Origin of the sequence: Citrobacter sp. Cf125, from assembly GCF_030333935.1 — a bacterium.
In the GTDB taxonomy this organism is placed as follows: domain Bacteria; phylum Pseudomonadota; class Gammaproteobacteria; order Enterobacterales; family Enterobacteriaceae; genus Citrobacter; species Citrobacter freundii.
Genome location: NZ_JAOWEY010000025.1, coordinates 222,404 through 239,158, shown reverse-complemented (window position 1 = coordinate 239,158; position 16,755 = coordinate 222,404). Strand labels below are relative to the sequence as shown.

14 protein-coding genes are annotated in these 16,755 nt (G+C 53.4%); 3 read left to right on the top strand and 11 right to left on the bottom strand.

What is annotated here, in order from left to right:
- Positions 1–21 precede the first annotated feature (21 nt).
- From amtB to OGV89_RS17805, 5 genes are all read right to left on the bottom strand, one after another.
- Complete coding sequence (gene amtB, locus OGV89_RS17825) at positions 22–1,308, bottom strand: ammonium transporter AmtB (RefSeq protein ID WP_003835936.1); 1,287 nt, start codon at positions 1,306–1,308, stop codon at positions 22–24.
- Between the two features lie 31 nt (positions 1,309–1,339).
- Positions 1,340–1,678 (bottom strand): P-II family nitrogen regulator, encoded by a 339-nt coding sequence (gene glnK, locus OGV89_RS17820; protein WP_003021657.1) that lies wholly within the window; start codon positions 1,676–1,678, stop codon positions 1,340–1,342.
- Between the two features lie 256 nt (positions 1,679–1,934).
- A complete protein-coding gene (locus tag OGV89_RS17815; protein WP_003021654.1) occupies positions 1,935–3,713 on the bottom strand; it encodes a SmdB family multidrug efflux ABC transporter permease/ATP-binding protein in 1,779 nt (592 codons plus the stop codon).
- A complete protein-coding gene (locus tag OGV89_RS17810) occupies positions 3,706–5,478 on the bottom strand; it encodes a SmdA family multidrug ABC transporter permease/ATP-binding protein (protein WP_016149705.1) in 1,773 nt (590 codons plus the stop codon). The genes OGV89_RS17815 and OGV89_RS17810 overlap by 8 nt, the downstream gene beginning before the upstream one ends.
- 44 nt (positions 5,479–5,522) lie before the next feature.
- On the bottom strand, positions 5,523–5,981 hold the full coding sequence (locus OGV89_RS17805) for an Lrp/AsnC family transcriptional regulator (RefSeq protein ID WP_003021649.1): 459 nt from the start codon (positions 5,979–5,981) through the stop codon (positions 5,523–5,525).
- A gap of 116 nt (positions 5,982–6,097) precedes the next feature.
- On the opposite strand from OGV89_RS17805, the gene OGV89_RS17800 reads away from it, so the two are divergent.
- A complete protein-coding gene (locus OGV89_RS17800; RefSeq protein ID WP_219619315.1) occupies positions 6,098–7,153 on the top strand; it encodes a PLP-dependent cysteine synthase family protein in 1,056 nt (351 codons plus the stop codon).
- Between the two features lie 50 nt (positions 7,154–7,203).
- Here OGV89_RS17800 and cof read toward each other — a convergent pair whose 3' ends face one another.
- A complete protein-coding gene (gene cof / locus OGV89_RS17795) occupies positions 7,204–8,022 on the bottom strand; it encodes an HMP-PP phosphatase (protein ID WP_003021643.1) in 819 nt (272 codons plus the stop codon).
- Positions 8,023–8,122: 100 nt separating this feature from the next.
- On the opposite strand from cof, the gene OGV89_RS17790 reads away from it, so the two are divergent.
- Both OGV89_RS17790 and queC read left to right on the top strand, forming a co-directional pair.
- Positions 8,123–9,823, top strand: a complete 1,701-nt coding sequence (locus tag OGV89_RS17790; RefSeq protein WP_032936972.1) for an SgrR family transcriptional regulator — start codon at positions 8,123–8,125, stop codon at positions 9,821–9,823.
- A 65-nt stretch (positions 9,824–9,888) separates the two neighbouring features.
- Positions 9,889–10,584, top strand: a complete 696-nt coding sequence (queC, locus tag OGV89_RS17785; protein WP_286559047.1) for a 7-cyano-7-deazaguanine synthase QueC — start codon at positions 9,889–9,891, stop codon at positions 10,582–10,584.
- Between the two features lie 117 nt (positions 10,585–10,701).
- On the opposite strand, the gene fadM is transcribed toward queC, so the two are convergent.
- From fadM to lon, 5 genes are all read right to left on the bottom strand, one after another.
- A complete protein-coding gene (fadM, locus tag OGV89_RS17780; RefSeq protein WP_003021636.1) occupies positions 10,702–11,100 on the bottom strand; it encodes a long-chain acyl-CoA thioesterase FadM in 399 nt (132 codons plus the stop codon).
- Between the two features lie 102 nt (positions 11,101–11,202).
- Positions 11,203–11,577, bottom strand: coding sequence for a helix-hairpin-helix domain-containing protein (locus OGV89_RS17775; protein ID WP_003835951.1), 375 nt, complete (start codon positions 11,575–11,577; stop codon positions 11,203–11,205).
- Between the two features lie 146 nt (positions 11,578–11,723).
- Positions 11,724–13,598, bottom strand: a complete 1,875-nt coding sequence (gene ppiD / locus OGV89_RS17770; protein ID WP_016149702.1) for a peptidylprolyl isomerase — start codon at positions 13,596–13,598, stop codon at positions 11,724–11,726.
- A gap of 267 nt (positions 13,599–13,865) precedes the next feature.
- A complete protein-coding gene (gene hupB / locus OGV89_RS17765; RefSeq protein ID WP_219352570.1) occupies positions 13,866–14,156 on the bottom strand; it encodes a nucleoid-associated protein HU-beta in 291 nt (96 codons plus the stop codon).
- A 190-nt stretch (positions 14,157–14,346) separates the two neighbouring features.
- Complete coding sequence (gene lon / locus OGV89_RS17760) at positions 14,347–16,701, bottom strand: endopeptidase La (RefSeq protein ID WP_003021627.1); 2,355 nt, start codon at positions 16,699–16,701, stop codon at positions 14,347–14,349.
- Positions 16,702–16,755 lie beyond the last annotated feature (54 nt).

The following is a 16,755-nucleotide window of genomic DNA, read 5'->3' as shown; positions in this document are numbered from 1 at the left end:
GCCATCCGGCAGATTGAAACATCAAGCGTTGTAAGCGTTCTCGCCGTGGCTGTTCACATCCAGACCTTCGCGTTCCTGCTCTTCCGGTACACGCAGACCCACCGTCATATCCGCCAGCTTATAGCCAATGAAAGCCACCACACCGGACCAGACGATGGTAATCGCCACGCTTTCCAGTTGCACCAGCAGCTGATGCCCCATGGTCACGCCCTCGGCAAAGCCCACGCCGCCCAGAGAGCTGGCAGCGAACACCCCGGTCAGGATGCAGCCGACAATGCCGCACACGCCGTGCACGCCAAACACATCACACGGATCGTCCACGCGCAGAATACGCTTCAGGATGGTCACACCCCACAGGCCAGCCAGTCCCGCAACGACACCAATAATCAACGCGCCGCCGACACCAATATAGCCACATGCCGGTGTTACCCCCACCAGACCCGCAATAGCGCCAGAACACGCGCCCAGCAGGGACGGTTTGCCACGCAGCGCCCATTCACCGAAGATCCATCCGAGGATGGCTGCGGCGGTGGCGACCACCGTATTGACGAAGGCCAGTGCAGCAATCTCATTCGCCGTTCCCGCTGAACCGGCGTTAAAGCCAAACCAACCAATATAGAGAATAGCGGTACCGGTGAAGACCATCGGCAGGTTATGCGGTTTAAAGGCTTCTTTGCCAAAACCGACGCGTTTGCCAATCAGATACGCCCCAACCAGACCGGCAATCGCCGCGTTGATATGCACAACTGTTCCGCCGGCAAAATCCAACGCACCGTGGGAAGCCAGCAAGCCGCCGCCCCAGACCATGTGGGCAATGGGGATGTACGACAACGTTAACCATACCACTACAAAAATCAGCACCGCAGAGAAGCGAATACGTTCAGCCAGCGCCCCAACAATCAGCCCAACGGTGATGCAGGCGAAAGAACCCTGAAAAGCAACGTGAATGTACTGGTAGAAGCTCCCCGTGACCGCCGTCAGCGCGATGTTCTTCAGCAATACCCAGTTGAAGTTGCCGAAGAAATTATTCCCTTCGCCAAAGGCCAGTGAGTAGCCATAAACCACCCATAGAATACAAACCAGAGCGAATGTCACCGTCACCTGAGTCAGCATCGACAGCACGTTCTTACCGCGAATCAAACCGCCGTAGAACAACGCAATGCCAGGGATAGTCATAAACAGCACCAGCGCGGTACAGATCATCATAAAAGCGTTATCTGCTTTATCCGCAACCGCCGGTGCCGCCATTGCCAGTCCCGGCAGTAGCGCCAGTGAAGCAATACCTGTTTTCATCGTTGCTATCTTCATTTTTTGGTTTCCTATCACTGTGTGCCAGAAGTTACAGTGCGGCTTCGTCGGCTTCGCCGGTACGAATACGAATCACACGTTGCAGCTCGGCGACGAAGATTTTGCCGTCGCCAATTTTTCCGGTGTATGCCGCTTTACTGATGACATCAATCACGCCATCCAGTTGGTCGTCGGCAATCGCCACATCAATCTTCACCTTTGGCAGAAAATTGACGCTATATTCAGCCCCACGGTACAGCTCAGCATGACCTTTCTGTCGGCCAAAGCCCTTCACTTCGGTGACGGTCAGCCCCTGAATACCAATAGACGACAGTGCTTCACGGACGTCTTCCAGTTTGAACGGTTTGATTACCACGGTAACCAGCTTCATAGATCCCCTCCAGTCAGAATTCAGTAGTGGCTGCAGATACACGAGAGGAATATTGCAAGGGGTGTGCCAGGAATGAAAAACGCGGAATAATTCAGGCTTGCAGGGTATTGCTGGGGGAGAAAAAGAAAAAACGCACTATGACGGTGCATAGTGCGTTACATTTTTGCACCAGATTGTTGATTGCCGGATGGCGGCGTAAACGCCTTATCCGGCCTACAAAACCGCGTTGACCGTAGGCGTGATAAGCGCAGCGCCATCAGGCGATAACCGAATCCTCATGTGCGCTGGCCGCCAGCTCTTCACCCGCCAGTTGCAGCTGATACATCTGCCAGTAACGGCCTTGCGCCGCCAGTAGTTGCTGGTGCGTACCACGCTCAACCGCCTGCCCGCGATGCAGCACCAGAATGGTATCCGCATCGACAATCGTCGATAACCGATGCGCAATCACCACCAGCGTGGTGTGTTCACGTACCGCCGCCAGCGCGTGCTGAATGGCCTGTTCAGTACCGGAATCAATACTGGCCGTGGCTTCATCGAGGATCAGTACCTGCGGCGTTTCCACCAATACCCGCGCCAGCGCCAGCAGCTGTTTCTGCCCAACGGAGAGATTATTGCCCTGCTCGCCCAGCCGGGTATGGATCCCCTCGCTCAGCCCCCGCGCCAGTGCTGCCAGTTGCACAGTCTCCAGAGCCTGCCATACCCGCTCTTCTGAGATATCACGACCCAGCGTGACGTTTGCGAGGAAGGTATCCGCCATCACCACCGGATCCTGCTGCACCATCGCGATGCCCTGACGTAACGCACTGTGGCTCAGAGAAGACAGCGGACGTCCGTCAAGGCGGATTTCGCCCTGCGTCAACGGGTAGTAACCCATCAGCAGACTGGCCAGCGTACTTTTGCCGCTACCGGTGTGTCCGACCAAGGCTACAAAGCTGCGCGAAGGCACGGACAGACTGATGTTTTGCAGCACCAGATTGTCGTCACGATAGGCAAATGAAACGTTATCCACCTCAATGTCCCCGCTCTTCAGCGGTCGATCATCGTCACCATAGCGCTGACGAGGCCCGTCCATCAGTTCGAACACTCGCTCGCCGGCGACAACCGCCTGCTGCAGCATTGATTGCTGGGTGGTCAGCTCGATCAGCGGCTCGTTCAAACGGCCGAGGTAGCTGATAAACGCGTACAGCACGCCAACCTCAATGGAGCTGCCAGAGGTAAAGCTGAACAGCATCAGCAAACCGCAGAGGATCAGCGCCGAGAAAAGGCTCAGCAGCGGGCGCAGCAAAAAGCCATCCAGTCGCAGGGTTTGCATACGCGCCATATAGTGCGAGCGGCTGGCCTCCCCCATTCTCTCGCCAAATCGCGCCTGCTGGCGGAACTGCTGGATAACGCTCATGCCGTTGATGACTTCGTTAAAGCCATCGTTAATATCCGCCAGATAAGCGCGCACCCGACGCACAATCGGGGTGCTGTAGCGTTGATAAATCACCATCACCACCATCACCGCCGGGAAAATGGCCATCGCCACCAGCGCCATACGCCACTCGAGGCTGAACATCGCCACCAGCATCGCGCCGATTAAGGCCGCGCTGCGCAGGACCGTCGCGACCACCGTCACGTACAGGTCGCGAATAACTTCGGTGTCATTGGTCACGCGGGAGATAAGCTGCCCGACGGGCTGAGTATCAAAGGCGCTGAGCGGCTGGCGCAGCGCAGCGTCCATTACGTCAGTGCGTAACTGTTGTACGACGCCAACCGCCGCCTGGTTAAACAACAACGACTGCGCGTAATGCAGACCTGCCGCCAGCAGTTGCAGACCGACATAGGCCGCAACCAGCCCGACAACCATCGCCAACGGCAGATTGTTCTTCGCCACCATGTTATCGATAAAATAGCTAATCAACAGCGGACCGCTGACTTCCGCCGCAGCCGCCACCCACAGCATAACTACCGCAATCGCCAGCTGTTTTCGCCATGGTGAACCATACGCCAGCAATCTTTTCAGGGTCGGCCATAGTTGCCCAAAACTACGCATTAGCCGCCTCCTCGTTTATTTCTGGCGCATCAGACAGCGCCGCTTCCAGTTGCTGATAGCGGTACATATCGCGATACCAGCCGGGCTGTTGCACTAAAGATTCATGCTCACCGCGCTGGGCAATATGCCCATGCTGCATCACGATAATCTCGTTGGCTTCCGTCAGAGCCGATAAACGGTGGGCGCTGATAATCACGGTTCTGCCTTCGCCCCACTGACGCAGGTTATGCAGGATCTGATGCTCGGTACGACCATCTACCGCCGACAACGCATCATCCAGAATCAGGATTTCAGCGTTCAGCAGTAGCGCCCGGGCGATAGAAATACGCTGTTTTTGTCCACCAGACAGCATCACCCCGCGTTCGCCCACTTCGGTGTCATAGCCCTGAGGAAGACGTAAAATATCCTCATGAACGCTGGCAAGGCGCGCCACATGCTCGATCTCTGCCTGGGTGGCCTGCGGGCGTCCTAAGGCGATGTTATTGCCGACGGTATCGGAAAACAGGAATGGCGTCTGGCTGACAACCGCCAGCCGGCTGCGCCAGCTATCCAGCTGTAAGCGCGTTAGTGGGATATCATGAAAGCGTACATCGCCTTGGGTGATATCAAAATGACGCTGGATCAGCGACAGCACCGTACTTTTCCCCGCGCCGGTCGGACCACAGATGCCCAGCATCTGCCCTGGTTTAAGCTGAAAATTCACATTTTCCAGCGCCGGGTGGGTGGTTTGCGGGTAACAAAATTCGCGAATCGCTACCGCCAGCTCGCCGCGTCCTTCCGGCACCAGTTCAGTACCGTCATCCACTACCGGCGCTTCTGCCAGCATGGCGCGAATTCGGCTATACGCGGCGCTGCCGCGCTCGACGATATTAAACATCCATGCCAGCGCCAGCATCGGCCAAATCATCAGACCGAGATACATCATAAAGCTGGTGAGCTGGCCTAGCGTCAGCGAACCGTGAACCACCATCCAGCTTCCCCCGGCAATCGCCAGCAGGTTAGCCATCCCAATGGCGATATAAATCGTGGGATCAAAGCGGGCGTCAATGCGCGCCACGCGCAGGTTTTTCTTACCTGTATCTTCAGCATCAGCGGCAAATAATGCCGACTGCCGATCCTCCAGACCAAAGGCCTTGATCATACGAATACTGGTCAGGCTTTCCTGAGTACGATCGTTGAGGCTGGAAAACGCCGCCTGCGCCAGCTTAAAGCGGTTATGGAGTCGATCACCGTAACGTTTGATCATTATCGCCATCACCGGCATCGGCAGCAGCGCAATCAACGTAAGTTGCCAGCTTATCTGCGTTGACATCACGATCAGCACCGCACATCCCATGACCAGCGAATCTACCAGCGTCAGTACGCCTTCCCCGGCGGCGAATACCACGCGGTCAACATCGTTAGTTGCACGCGCCATCAGATCGCCCGTGCGGTGACGCAGATAAAACTCTGGATGCTGACGACTCAACTGACGGTAATAATCTTCCCGCAGCTCAACTGCCAGTTGGTAGGATGCGCCAAACAGCAGCACGCGCCAGACATAGCGCAGTAAATAAACTACCACGGCGATCAGAGCAATGGTTCCCACCCACATCAGCAGCCGCTCGGTGGTGAAGCGTTGTGTCGTTACGCCATCCACAATGATCCCCACCACTTTCGGCGGAATAAGCTGAAGGATAGCGATGATGATAAGCAGGGCCACCGCCCCGAGGTAGCGACGCCACTCCCGGCGGAAGTACCAGCTTAATTGAGCAAATAATCGCACGCGTTATGTCCTGACAAAATTTCCGGCAATAAGCGCCGGGAGAATTATTCAATAGGGAGAGCAGTTGTGTATTTAATCTGTTCCATGGCAAAGCTGGAGGTGACGTCAGACAGGCCCGGTACGCTGTTCACCAGGCGCTTATAAAATTCATCGTAGCTTTTCATATCAGCGACCTGCACTCGCATCAGGTAATCATACTCCCCTGCCATACGCCAGAACCCCAGAACCTCGGGCATTCCGGTCACTTCAGTGACAAAGCGGCAATACCATTCGCTGCTGTGATGCTGAGTTTTGATCAGCACAAACGCGGTTAAGCCCAGCCCCAGTTTTTCCGGATCCAGCAAGGCGACTCTGCCCAGCAGAACACCATCATCCTCGAGCCGTTTGAGGCGTTTCCAACAGGGAGTGGTAGTCAGATTAACGGCATCTGCTAACGCCTGCAAAGAAAGGGTGCAGTCCTGTTGCAGTAAGCCAAGCAGCTTACGGTCAATTTTGTCTAGCATATCCACTCCACAGAGAAGAATTTTCTACTTACATTCTATTTTAAAGGCTAAATGGCAACAATTTTTTCCGTGCTTTTCGCTATTCTGGGCACAAAATGACAAACGGATATCTATTAATGATGAATAGCTCCTGGGTTAAAAACGCCATCAATGAAATCAACGCGGATTATCAGCGTTCTGCAGATACACATCTCATTCGTCTGTCGCTACCGGCGTTTCCGGGCATTCAGATCTATTTAAAAGATGAAAGCACGCATCCGACCGGGAGCCTGAAGCATCGTCTGGCGCGCTCACTGTTTCTGTACGGGTTGTGCAATGGCTGGATCAAAGAAGGCACCACCATCATTGAATCATCGTCCGGTTCAACGGCGGTATCTGAGGCTTATTTCGCTCGACTGTTAGGGCTGCCGTTTATTGCCGTCATGCCTTCCTGTACGGCGAAACGTAAAGTTGAACAGATTGAATTTTACGGCGGTCGCTGTCATTTCGTGCAAAGCGCCTGCGAAATCTACGCGGCCTCTGAACAATTGGCGCGTGAACTGAACGGTCATTACATGGACCAGTTCACTTATGCTGAGCGCGCCACCGACTGGCGTGGCAATAATAATATTGCCGACAGCATCTTTCGTCAGATGCAGTGCGAGCCCAATCCCGTTCCCCGCCATATCGTGATGAGCGCCGGCACCGGCGGCACCTCAGCAACCATTGGCCGCTATATCCGCTGTCAGGGCTACGATACTCGCCTGATGGTAGTGGATCCGGAGAATTCGGTTTTTCTGCCCTTCTGGCAGTATCGCGATGCGACATTGCGCAGCCCGGTAGGAAGCAAAATTGAAGGTATCGGGCGTCCGCGCGTAGAACCCTCTTTCATTCCTGATGTGGTCGATGAAATGCTGCGCGTGCCGGATGCCGCCAGCGTGGCTACCGCGCACTGGCTGGAAACGCAGTTGGGTCGTAAAGTCGGCGCCTCAACCGGCACCAACATGTGGGGAACGCTGCAACTTGCCGCGCGCATGCGCAATGCCGGAGAAACCGGTTCACTGGTGACGCTGCTCTGCGACAGCGGTGAACGCTATCTGGAAACCTACTACAACCCGCAATGGGTTGACGCACACATCGGTGATTTAACGCCGTGGAAAGCGGAACTTGCCCAGTTGCTGAATACACACTAAGCAGACAAAAAAAAGCCAGACGCGAAGTCTGGCTTGCTGGAAGGGATCTCTCATTCGGGGGAATAAGGTAGATGCGGATTGTCCAGCCAATGCGTCAAAAAGTGTGACACCGCCTGATTACGGCAATGTCCAATCACCGATAAATGAGGCAGTTCAGCCATCAGTTGCGGCATTGCGTTACCCATAATCAGGCCGCGCCCAACGCTGCCTAACATTTCGCGATCGTTCATAGCATCGCCAAACGCCATACACTCGGACATTGAATATCCTAAGTGGTCACTCAATACCGCCAGCGCGGATCCTTTGTTACAGCCCAGCGGTAGTACCTCAAGGCAATCAACCGCGGAGAAACAGAGATTCGCCTGTTCTCCCAGCGCTTCATTCAGTTGAATGCGCAACTGGATCAGAGACTCATGATCGCCGCAGAAACAGATCTTCGTTACCTGATGAGCCGGAATACGTTTCACATCGACGATCTGGTAGCGAAATCCGCTATACACATGCGCCTGTAGCAGCGAGGGGATCTCTTGTCCGGTAAACCAACCGTTGTCATTAAAGACATGCATGCTGGCGGTGGTATCCCATTTCTGATGTAACACGATATCCGCAACATTCGGATCCAGATCCTGACGGTGCAACACATCGCCCTCAAGAGAGTGAATGCGCGTGCCGTTACCGGTGATCAAAAAGGCGTCCAATGAAATAGAACCCAAAATGTGGCGCATTTCCAGCACATGGCGGCCAGTGGCAAATGTCAGGGTGATATCGCGTTCACGCAGGCGCGCCAGCGTTGAAAGCGTTTCGTCACCTAAATGGTGATTCGGCATCAAAAGGGTGCCATCCATATCAAATGCAGCCAGACGAGCCATTTCTTTCTCCACACTGTGACGCGGTTAACTTGTGATTCAGTATCACCTGAGATATACGGAAGTAATAGTGAATAGATAAAATGAATTGTTCCGGGTTTATATGAGATTGTTGAATCGCCTGAACCAGTACCAACGCCTGTGGCAGCCTTCGAACGGCGAACCGCAGTCGGTGACCGTCGGGGAACTGGCCGAACGCTGTTTTTGCAGTGAGCGCCACGTGCGTACCCTTCTGAAGCAAGCGCAGGATGCTGGCTGGCTGGAGTGGCACGCCCAGTCTGGGCGTGGGAAACGCGGGCAATTACGCTTTTTGGTGACGCCGGATTCCCTACGCAACACCATGATGGAACAGGCGCTGCAAAAGGGAGAACAGCTTAGCGTGCTGGAACTCGCTCAGTTAGCACCGGGAGAATTAAGAACGTTGCTACAACCGTTTATGGGCGGCCAATGGCAAAACGACACGCCAACCCTGCGTATCCCCTATTATCGCCAGCTTGACCCTTTGCACCCTGGATTTCTCCCCGGTCGCGCGGAGCAACACCTTGCTGGACAAGTTTTCTCTGGCCTGACCCGATTTGACAGCACTACGCAACGTCCCTGTGGAGACTTAGCCCACCACTGGAATATCTCCGCTGACGGCCTGCGCTGGGATTTCTATATTCGTTCCACCCTGCATTGGCATAACGGCGATACGGTAAGCAGCACGCAGCTACATCAACAGTTGCTGAAGCTGTTAGAGTTACCAGCGCTGAATAAGCTATTTATCAGCGTAAAGCGCATTGAGGTTACGCATCCCCAGTGTCTGACCTTTATTCTGCATCGTCCCGACTTCTGGCTGGCACACCGTCTGGCGAGCTACAGCAGTCACCTGGCGCATCCTGAGCACCCGTTTGTGGGTACCGGCCCGTTCCGGTTGACACTGTTTACTCCTGAGCTGGTGCGTATCGAGAGTCACGATCACTACCATCTGAGTCATCCGCTGCTAAAAGCCATTGAATACTGGATAACCCCGCAGCTCTTCTCCCAGGATTTGGGCACCAGCTGCCGCCATCCGGTGCAAATTGCGATTGGTAAACCCGAAGAGTTACCTATGCTAAGCCAGGTAAGCAGCGGGATCAGCCTTGGTTTTTGCTATCTCACGCTAAGAAAAAGCGCGCGCCTGAATACGCAGCAGGCTCGTCGACTGGTCGATATTATCCACCGTTCTTCCCTGCTACAAACGCTTGAAGTGGATGAAAATCTGATCACGCCAAGCAATGCACTGCTGCCCGGATGGAGTATCCCGCAATGGGATGAACTCGACGAGGTAGCATTACCGGAAAAGCTGACGCTGGCTTATCATCTGCCGGTAGAACTTCACGCTATGGCTGAACAGCTTTGCCATGCGTTGGCTCTGCTCGGCTGTGAATTAACGCTTATTTTTCATAATGCTAAAAACTGGGATGGCAATCATCCCCTAGCCCAGGCCGACCTGATGATGGGCGACAGGCTGATTGGTGAAGCACCTGAATATACTCTCGAACAGTGGTTGCGCTGCGATCAGCTCTGGTCACATGTATTGAATGCGCCAGCATACACACATTTGCAAACGACCCTGGATGCCCTACAAATCCAGGCCGATGAGGACGATCGCCACGCGGCTTTACAACAAGTTTTCGCCACGCTAATGCATGACGCTACCCTGACGCCACTGTTCAATTATCACTATCGCATCAGCGCGCCACCAGGGGTGAACGGCGTACGCCTGAATCCTCGTGGCTGGTTCGAATTTACCGAAGCCTGGTTGCCACCTCCTTCAGCGTGAAGAAGCTGGTCGGCGACACGCCCAGGCGTTACCATAAGGGCTTCGTTATTTTGTCAGGAAAAGCCATGAAACGTGCCGTTGTTGTATTCAGTGGAGGTCAGGACTCCACGACTTGTCTGGCGCAAGCGCTGCATCAGTATGATGAAGTGCACTGCGTGACCTTTGATTATGGTCAGCGCCATCGCGCTGAGATTGATGTCGCACGTGACCTGGCCTTAAAACTTGGCGCACGCGCGCACAAAGTGCTTGATGTCACGCTGCTCAGTGAACTGGCTGTCAGCAGCCTGACCCGCGATAATATTCCGGTACCCGATTACGAACCGGATGCGAACGGCATTCCCAATACCTTTGTGCCAGGACGCAATATTCTGTTCTTAACGCTGGCAGCGATTTACGCGTACCAGGTGCAGGCAGAGGCAGTCATTACCGGCGTTTGTGAAACGGATTTCTCTGGATACCCGGACTGTCGCGATAAGTTCGTCAAAGCCCTGAACCATGCCGTAAGCCTGGGGATGGCGAAAGATATTCGCTTTGAAACCCCACTGATGTGGATCGATAAAGCCGAAACCTGGGCGCTGGCTGATTACTGGGGCAAGCTGGACCTGGTACGCGAAGAAACACTAACTTGCTATAACGGCATCAAAGGTGACGGTTGCGGTCACTGTGCGGCGTGTAATCTGCGTGTCAACGGCCTGAACCATTATCTGGCGGATAAACCGGGAGTGATGGCGGCAATGAAGCAGAAAACCGGCCTGAAATAATTGAGTGAATAGTGCCGGATGGCGGCGTAAACGCCTTATCCGGCCTACCGACAGCATTCATCGTACACAATATCGCCCGTAGGCCTGATAAGCGAAGCGCCATCAGGCAACGTTGAGCTACTGCACCATCTGCTCCAGTTTTTCGCGTAACTCCCCTTCCAGCGGCAGCGCTTTTTGCGTTTTCAAATCAATACAGACGAAGGTAATCAACGCGTCGGCCACTACCTGCCCTTCCGGTTCCAGGGTAATAGTCTGGTTTAACACCCCGCTTTTGCCATTTAGCTGTTGCACCTGACTAGTGATGGTCAGCAGGTCGCTTAGCACCGCTGGACGACGGTAGTTAATATTTATATTCACGACCACAAAAGCGATGTTATGTGCAGTCATCCATTGAAAGCTGTCGCTGTTTTCCAGACCATCCCAGCGGGCTTCTTCCAAAAACTCGAGATAGCGGGCGTTGTTGACGTGCTGATAGACATCAAGATGAAAACCACGGACTTTGATTTGTGTTTGCATAGCGCAGGAACCTTACGTTTTTATAAGAATATATTCAGGGTAGTGAGGTCATAACTGGTATGACCTCTCTAGTCTGGCAAATTTTCAGCGCTGTGCAAGTTATTAAAGTGTTAAAAATGCCAAATTACGCTCCACCAGCGAACTGCCCATACCCGGCACCTGCTTTAAGTCCTCCACCGTTTTAAACGGTCCGTACTCCTCACGATAGCTCACAATCGCCTGCGCTTTCTTCAGACCTACGCCATTCATGACTCGCGCTAAATCCTCCGCAGAAGCGCTGTTGATGCTTACCCTGGTGCCTTCATCGTCGCTTGCTTTAGCGGGCAGTGTGGCTTTGCTTTGTGCCGCCCCTGAGTTTTCCGCTTTGGTTTGAGTCGCCTGGCTTTTGGCGACAGGCTCAGCCGCCAATGCAGTTTGGGCCATACCAGCGCAGGTCAATGAAAGAGTGATAAGCAGGGCTTTGATTCCATGTTTCATACTGTTTTCTCCTTGTTTGTTAACAGTGGAATCACGATAGCGAGGTGCAGAACGGCAGACAAATGGCAAATATCAGAAATGGAAAAGGCCGCGAAAGCGGCCTTTGGTAGATACAACTTTTTGCAATTTTTTGCGAACTGCCTCGGTTATTGCTGCTGTTCCAGCGCATCACCGATTTTAATTTTTGCGGCTTTACGCAGGTTGCTCATCAGCGCTTCGAAGACAATCTGCGCGTTGTTCTGAGTGATCCCCTGAACCATCGCTTTCTTCTGCGCTTCAGGCATAGAACCGGCTTTCACCTCGTCCAGCGCCAACAGAACAACGTTACCCTGCATGTCGTTCGCTACGCCGTAGCTCGGCTTGTCTTTCGCCGGCAGGCTCAGGCCAAAGGCAGCCTGGCTCAACGGATCCTGACCCGTACGGCTCAGCGTTTTTGCCTCGCCAAAGCTCAGACCCGCAGCTTTCATCGCTTCATCACCTTTACCGGCTTTCAAATCCGCCAGCAGTTTATCGGCATCAAGCTTCGCCTGCTGCTCTGCTTTATTGTGCTTAACGAGCGCAGTTACCTGCTCTTTCACTTCAGCCAGTGGCTTCACGGCTTCAGCTTTGTGCTCTGCAATACGCAGCACGAACGCGCGATCGCCATCCACGGTGATGATATCGGAGTTACTGCCAGGTGTACCGTTCTCGCCAACCAGACCACCATTGAAAATGATGTCAGCGACTGGTTTGAAATTCAGTTCTTCCGGCAGGCTGTCACGGCTAAACCAGCCCGTTTCAACCGCTTTCATACCTGCTGCCTGCTCTGCACCCGCCAGAGATTCGTTATCGTTGCTGGCCGCATCGCTGACTTTCTGTTGCAGCGCATAGTAGGCATCCAGCGCTTTTTCCTGCTTCACTTTTGCCGCAATGTCGTCACGGGCTTCGCTCAGCGGTTTAACCTGTGCAGGCTGTACGTCGTCAAGACGCGCAACGAGGAAACCAACGGAAGACTTAATTACGCCAGACAGTTGGCCTTTTTCTTTCAGACCGGCATTTTTCAGCTCATCCGGGGTGGTTGAATCTTCCAGCCATCCCATATCGCCGCCTTTACGGGCAGAGATGATATCGGCAGATTTTTCTTTCGCCAGCGCAGCAAAATCACCGCCTTTATTCAGCTCGTCCAGTACCGCTTTGGCTTCATCTTCAGTTTTGGTCTGAATGATGCTATAGCGGTTACGCTGCGGCTGAGTGAACTGATCCTGATGCTGGTCATAGTAAGACTGAATATCAGCATCGCTGGCCGTCTCCTGCATAGCAGCAGCATCCAGCTTGATATAGCTCACGCGGAACTGTTCCGGCGTCATAAAGTTGTTTTTATTCTGCTCGTAGTAGCTGGCAACTTCCTGCTCGGTAACAGACTGCTTCGCGGCCAGTGCGTTAACGTCAATCGTCGCCTCGCGCACGATCCGCTGCTGTGCGACCAGCGCCGCCAGTTCGTCCGTTTCGCCTTTCAGCATAAAGTCCGTACCGGCAACACCGTTAATCAGCTGCTGGGTAGTAAGCTGATTACGTAATGCCTGAGCGTACTGGTCTGCAGTCATGCCCATCTGATTAACAATTGCGTTATAGCGGTTGTTATCAAATTTACCGTCGACCTGGAAAGCAGGCGTGGCAAAAATAGCCTGTTTAATCTGATCGTCGCTGATGTTGAGCTTAAGCTCGCGGGAATACTGATCCAGCAGCGCTTCGTCAACAAGACGATTCAGCACCTGCTGACGCAGCGTTTTCATGTAACCTTCGTTCGCGGCCAGCTCGGAGTATTGATCGCCCAGCTGTTGCTGCATGCGGTTACGTTCGCTGTTGAACGCATTCTCGAACTGCCCGCGGCTGATCTCCTGGCCATTCACTTTGGCGGCGAAGTTATTGCCCCCGCCAATCAGGTAACCACTCACGCCGGTCAAAATGAACGACACGATAATGATACCGAAAATAATCTTGAGCACGAGACTGTTAGCAGCCGTGCGTAAGCTGTCCATCATGGTGTAACCACACTCCGCTGTAGATGACTATACGCGTTATCTCTAAAGCCGCCTGCGCGTTGACACAACAACGGCGGCAAGGATTATGAGTATATATGCTTCACGCAGCATAGCGTTTCCTGAACGCTGCGCACAAAGGCCTATTGTGACAAGAAACAGGGGTAATTGTCAGCCCACAACACGTAGAAAGTACCGGAATTACAAATAAAAAAGGCACATCAGTCGATGCGCCCTTGTACTTCGTCACATCCCCAAAGGGGAAATCACTTAGTTTACCGCGTCTTTCAGTGCTTTACCTGCACGGAAGCCCGGTACTTTAGCCGCGGCAATGGTGATCTCTTTACCTGTTTGCGGGTTGCGACCAGTACGGGCAGCACGCTCTTTAACGGCAAAAGTACCAAAACCTACCAGCGCTACGTCATCACCTTCTTTCAGAGATTCGGTAACAGAAGCAATAATTGCATCTAACGCACGTCCAGCCGCAGCTTTAGAGATATCAGCCCCTGCAGCAATTTTGTCGATCAGTTGAGATTTATTCACTCTTCTCTTCCTCTTTATAATTTATATCGCACCTGAATCCTTCAAAGTGCGACCGCGCAGCAGTTATATCAGGCCTGCCATGCCCTTACAACACCCGTTAATGATGGCAAGCCTAATCCGTCATCTAAATTAGCTATACAAAAAAAGGCTGGCAAGCCCGAAATGGCCTGCCAGCCCTGTTTTTATTAATGCTCTTTGCGCGAGGTCACTATTTTGCCGTCACAACCTGCATTCCAGAGGGTTCATTTTGCAACGCAAGAGCCAGAACTTCCTCAATGCGTTTCACCGGATGGATGTCCAGATCGGCAATTACGTTATCCGGAATCTCTTCCAGGTCACGTTTGTTCTCATCAGGAATTAAGACCGTTTTAATACCGCCACGGTGTGCCGCCAGCAGTTTTTCTTTCAAACCACCGATTGGCAGAACCTGACCACGCAGGGTGATCTCGCCGGTCATCGCCACGTCGGCGCGAACCGGGTTACCGGTAAGACAAGAAACCAGCGCGGTACACATGGCAATACCCGCACTTGGGCCATCTTTCGGCGTCGCTCCTTCAGGTACGTGAACGTGAATGTCGCGTTTTTCGTAAAAGTCCGGATTAATACCCAGTTTTTCCGCACGCGCACGTACCACGGTCAGTGCAGCCTGAATAGATTCCTGCATGACTTCACCCAGAGAACCGGTGTAGGTCAGCTTACCTTTACCCGGTACGCAGGCGGTTTCGATGGTCAACAGATCGCCGCCCACTTCCGTCCACGCCAGGCCGGTTACCTGACCAACGCGGTTTTCGTTGTCCGCGCGGCCATAATCAAAGCGCTGTACGCCCAGATAGTCGTGCAGATTATCGCCATTGATCTCGATATGTTTCAGCGACTTGTCGAGCAACAGCTGTTTCACCGCTTTACGGCACAGTTTGGAGATTTCGCGCTCCAGACTACGCACGCCCGCTTCACGGGTGTAGTAACGAATAATGCCTACAATGGCGCTATCGTCGACCGTCAGCTCACCTTTTTTCAGCGCGTTACGCTCAATCTGTTTCGGCAACAGGTGACGTTTTGCAATATTCAGCTTCTCGTCTTCGGTATAACCGGACAGACGGATCACTTCCATACGATCCAGCAACGGCGCCGGAATATTCATGGAGTTAGAGGTCGCAACGAACATCACGTCGCTGAGATCGTAGTCCACTTCCAGGTAGTGATCGCTGAACGCCACGTTCTGCTCTGGATCCAGTACCTCAAGCAGTGCGGAAGCCGGATCGCCACGCATGTCGGAAGACATTTTGTCGATCTCATCAAGCAGGAACAGCGGGTTTTTAACACCCACTTTAGCCATTTTCTGGATCAGTTTACCCGGCATAGAACCGATATAGGTCCGGCGGTGACCGCGAATTTCAGCCTCATCACGCACGCCGCCCAGCGCCATACGGATGTATTTACGCCCGGTCGCCTTGGCGATGGACTGCCCCAGAGAAGTTTTACCTACCCCCGGCGGCCCAACCAGACACAGGATCGGCCCCTTGATTTTATTCACACGGCTTTGGACCGCGAGATACTCAAGGATACGATCTTTGACGCGTTCCAGACCGTAATGGTCGGTATCGAGGATTTCCTGCGCCTGACGCAGGTCTTTTTTGACCTTGCTACGCGCATTCCACGGTACCTGAACCATCCAGTCGATGTAGCCACGCACTACGGTCGCTTCCGCCGACATCGGAGACATCATTTTCAGCTTCTGCAGTTCCGCTTCCGCTTTCTCTTTTGCCTCTTTCGGCATTTTCGCCGCGTCGATCTTACGCTTCAGCGCTTCGTTTTCGTCCGGCGCATCGTCCATCTCGCCGAGCTCTTTCTGAATAGCTTTCATCTGCTCGTTCAGATAGTACTCACGCTGGGATTTTTCCATCTGCTTTTTCACGCGGTTGCGAATGCGTTTCTCAACCTGCAGCAGATCGATTTCAGACTCCATCATCGCCATCAGATATTCCAGACGTTCGTTAACGTCGGACATCTCCAGCACGGACTGTTTGTCAGCCAGCTTCAGCGGCATGTGCGCTGCGATGGTGTCCGCCAGACGTGCAGGATCGTCGATGCTGTTCAGCGACGTCAGCACTTCTGGTGGGATTTTCTTGTTCAGCTTGATGTAGCCTTCGAACTGGCTGATAGCAGTACGCACCAGCACTTCCTGTTCGCGCTCATCAATAGCAGGCGAGTCAAGGTACTCTGCTTTCGCAGAGAAATGCTCGCCGTTGTCAGACAACGCTGAAATACGCGCGCGCTGTAACCCCTCGACCAGCACTTTTACGGTGCCGTCAGGCAGTTTCAGCATCTGCAAAATAGAGGCCACGGTCCCGACGGTGAAAAGATCGTTTACACCCGGCTCATCCGTTGACGCTTCTTTCTGTGCGACCAGCATGATTTTTTTATCATGGTCCATAGCCGCTTCCAGACAACGGATAGATTTTTCCCGCCCTACAAATAAGGGTATGACCATGTGCGGATAAACCACCACATCGCGCAACGGCAATACGGGGATTTCAATGCGTTCAGAACGCTCAGGATTCATAGAGCTCTCTCTTAGTTTAGTTTCCGCCAGGTAATCAGGTGGTACGACTGTGCT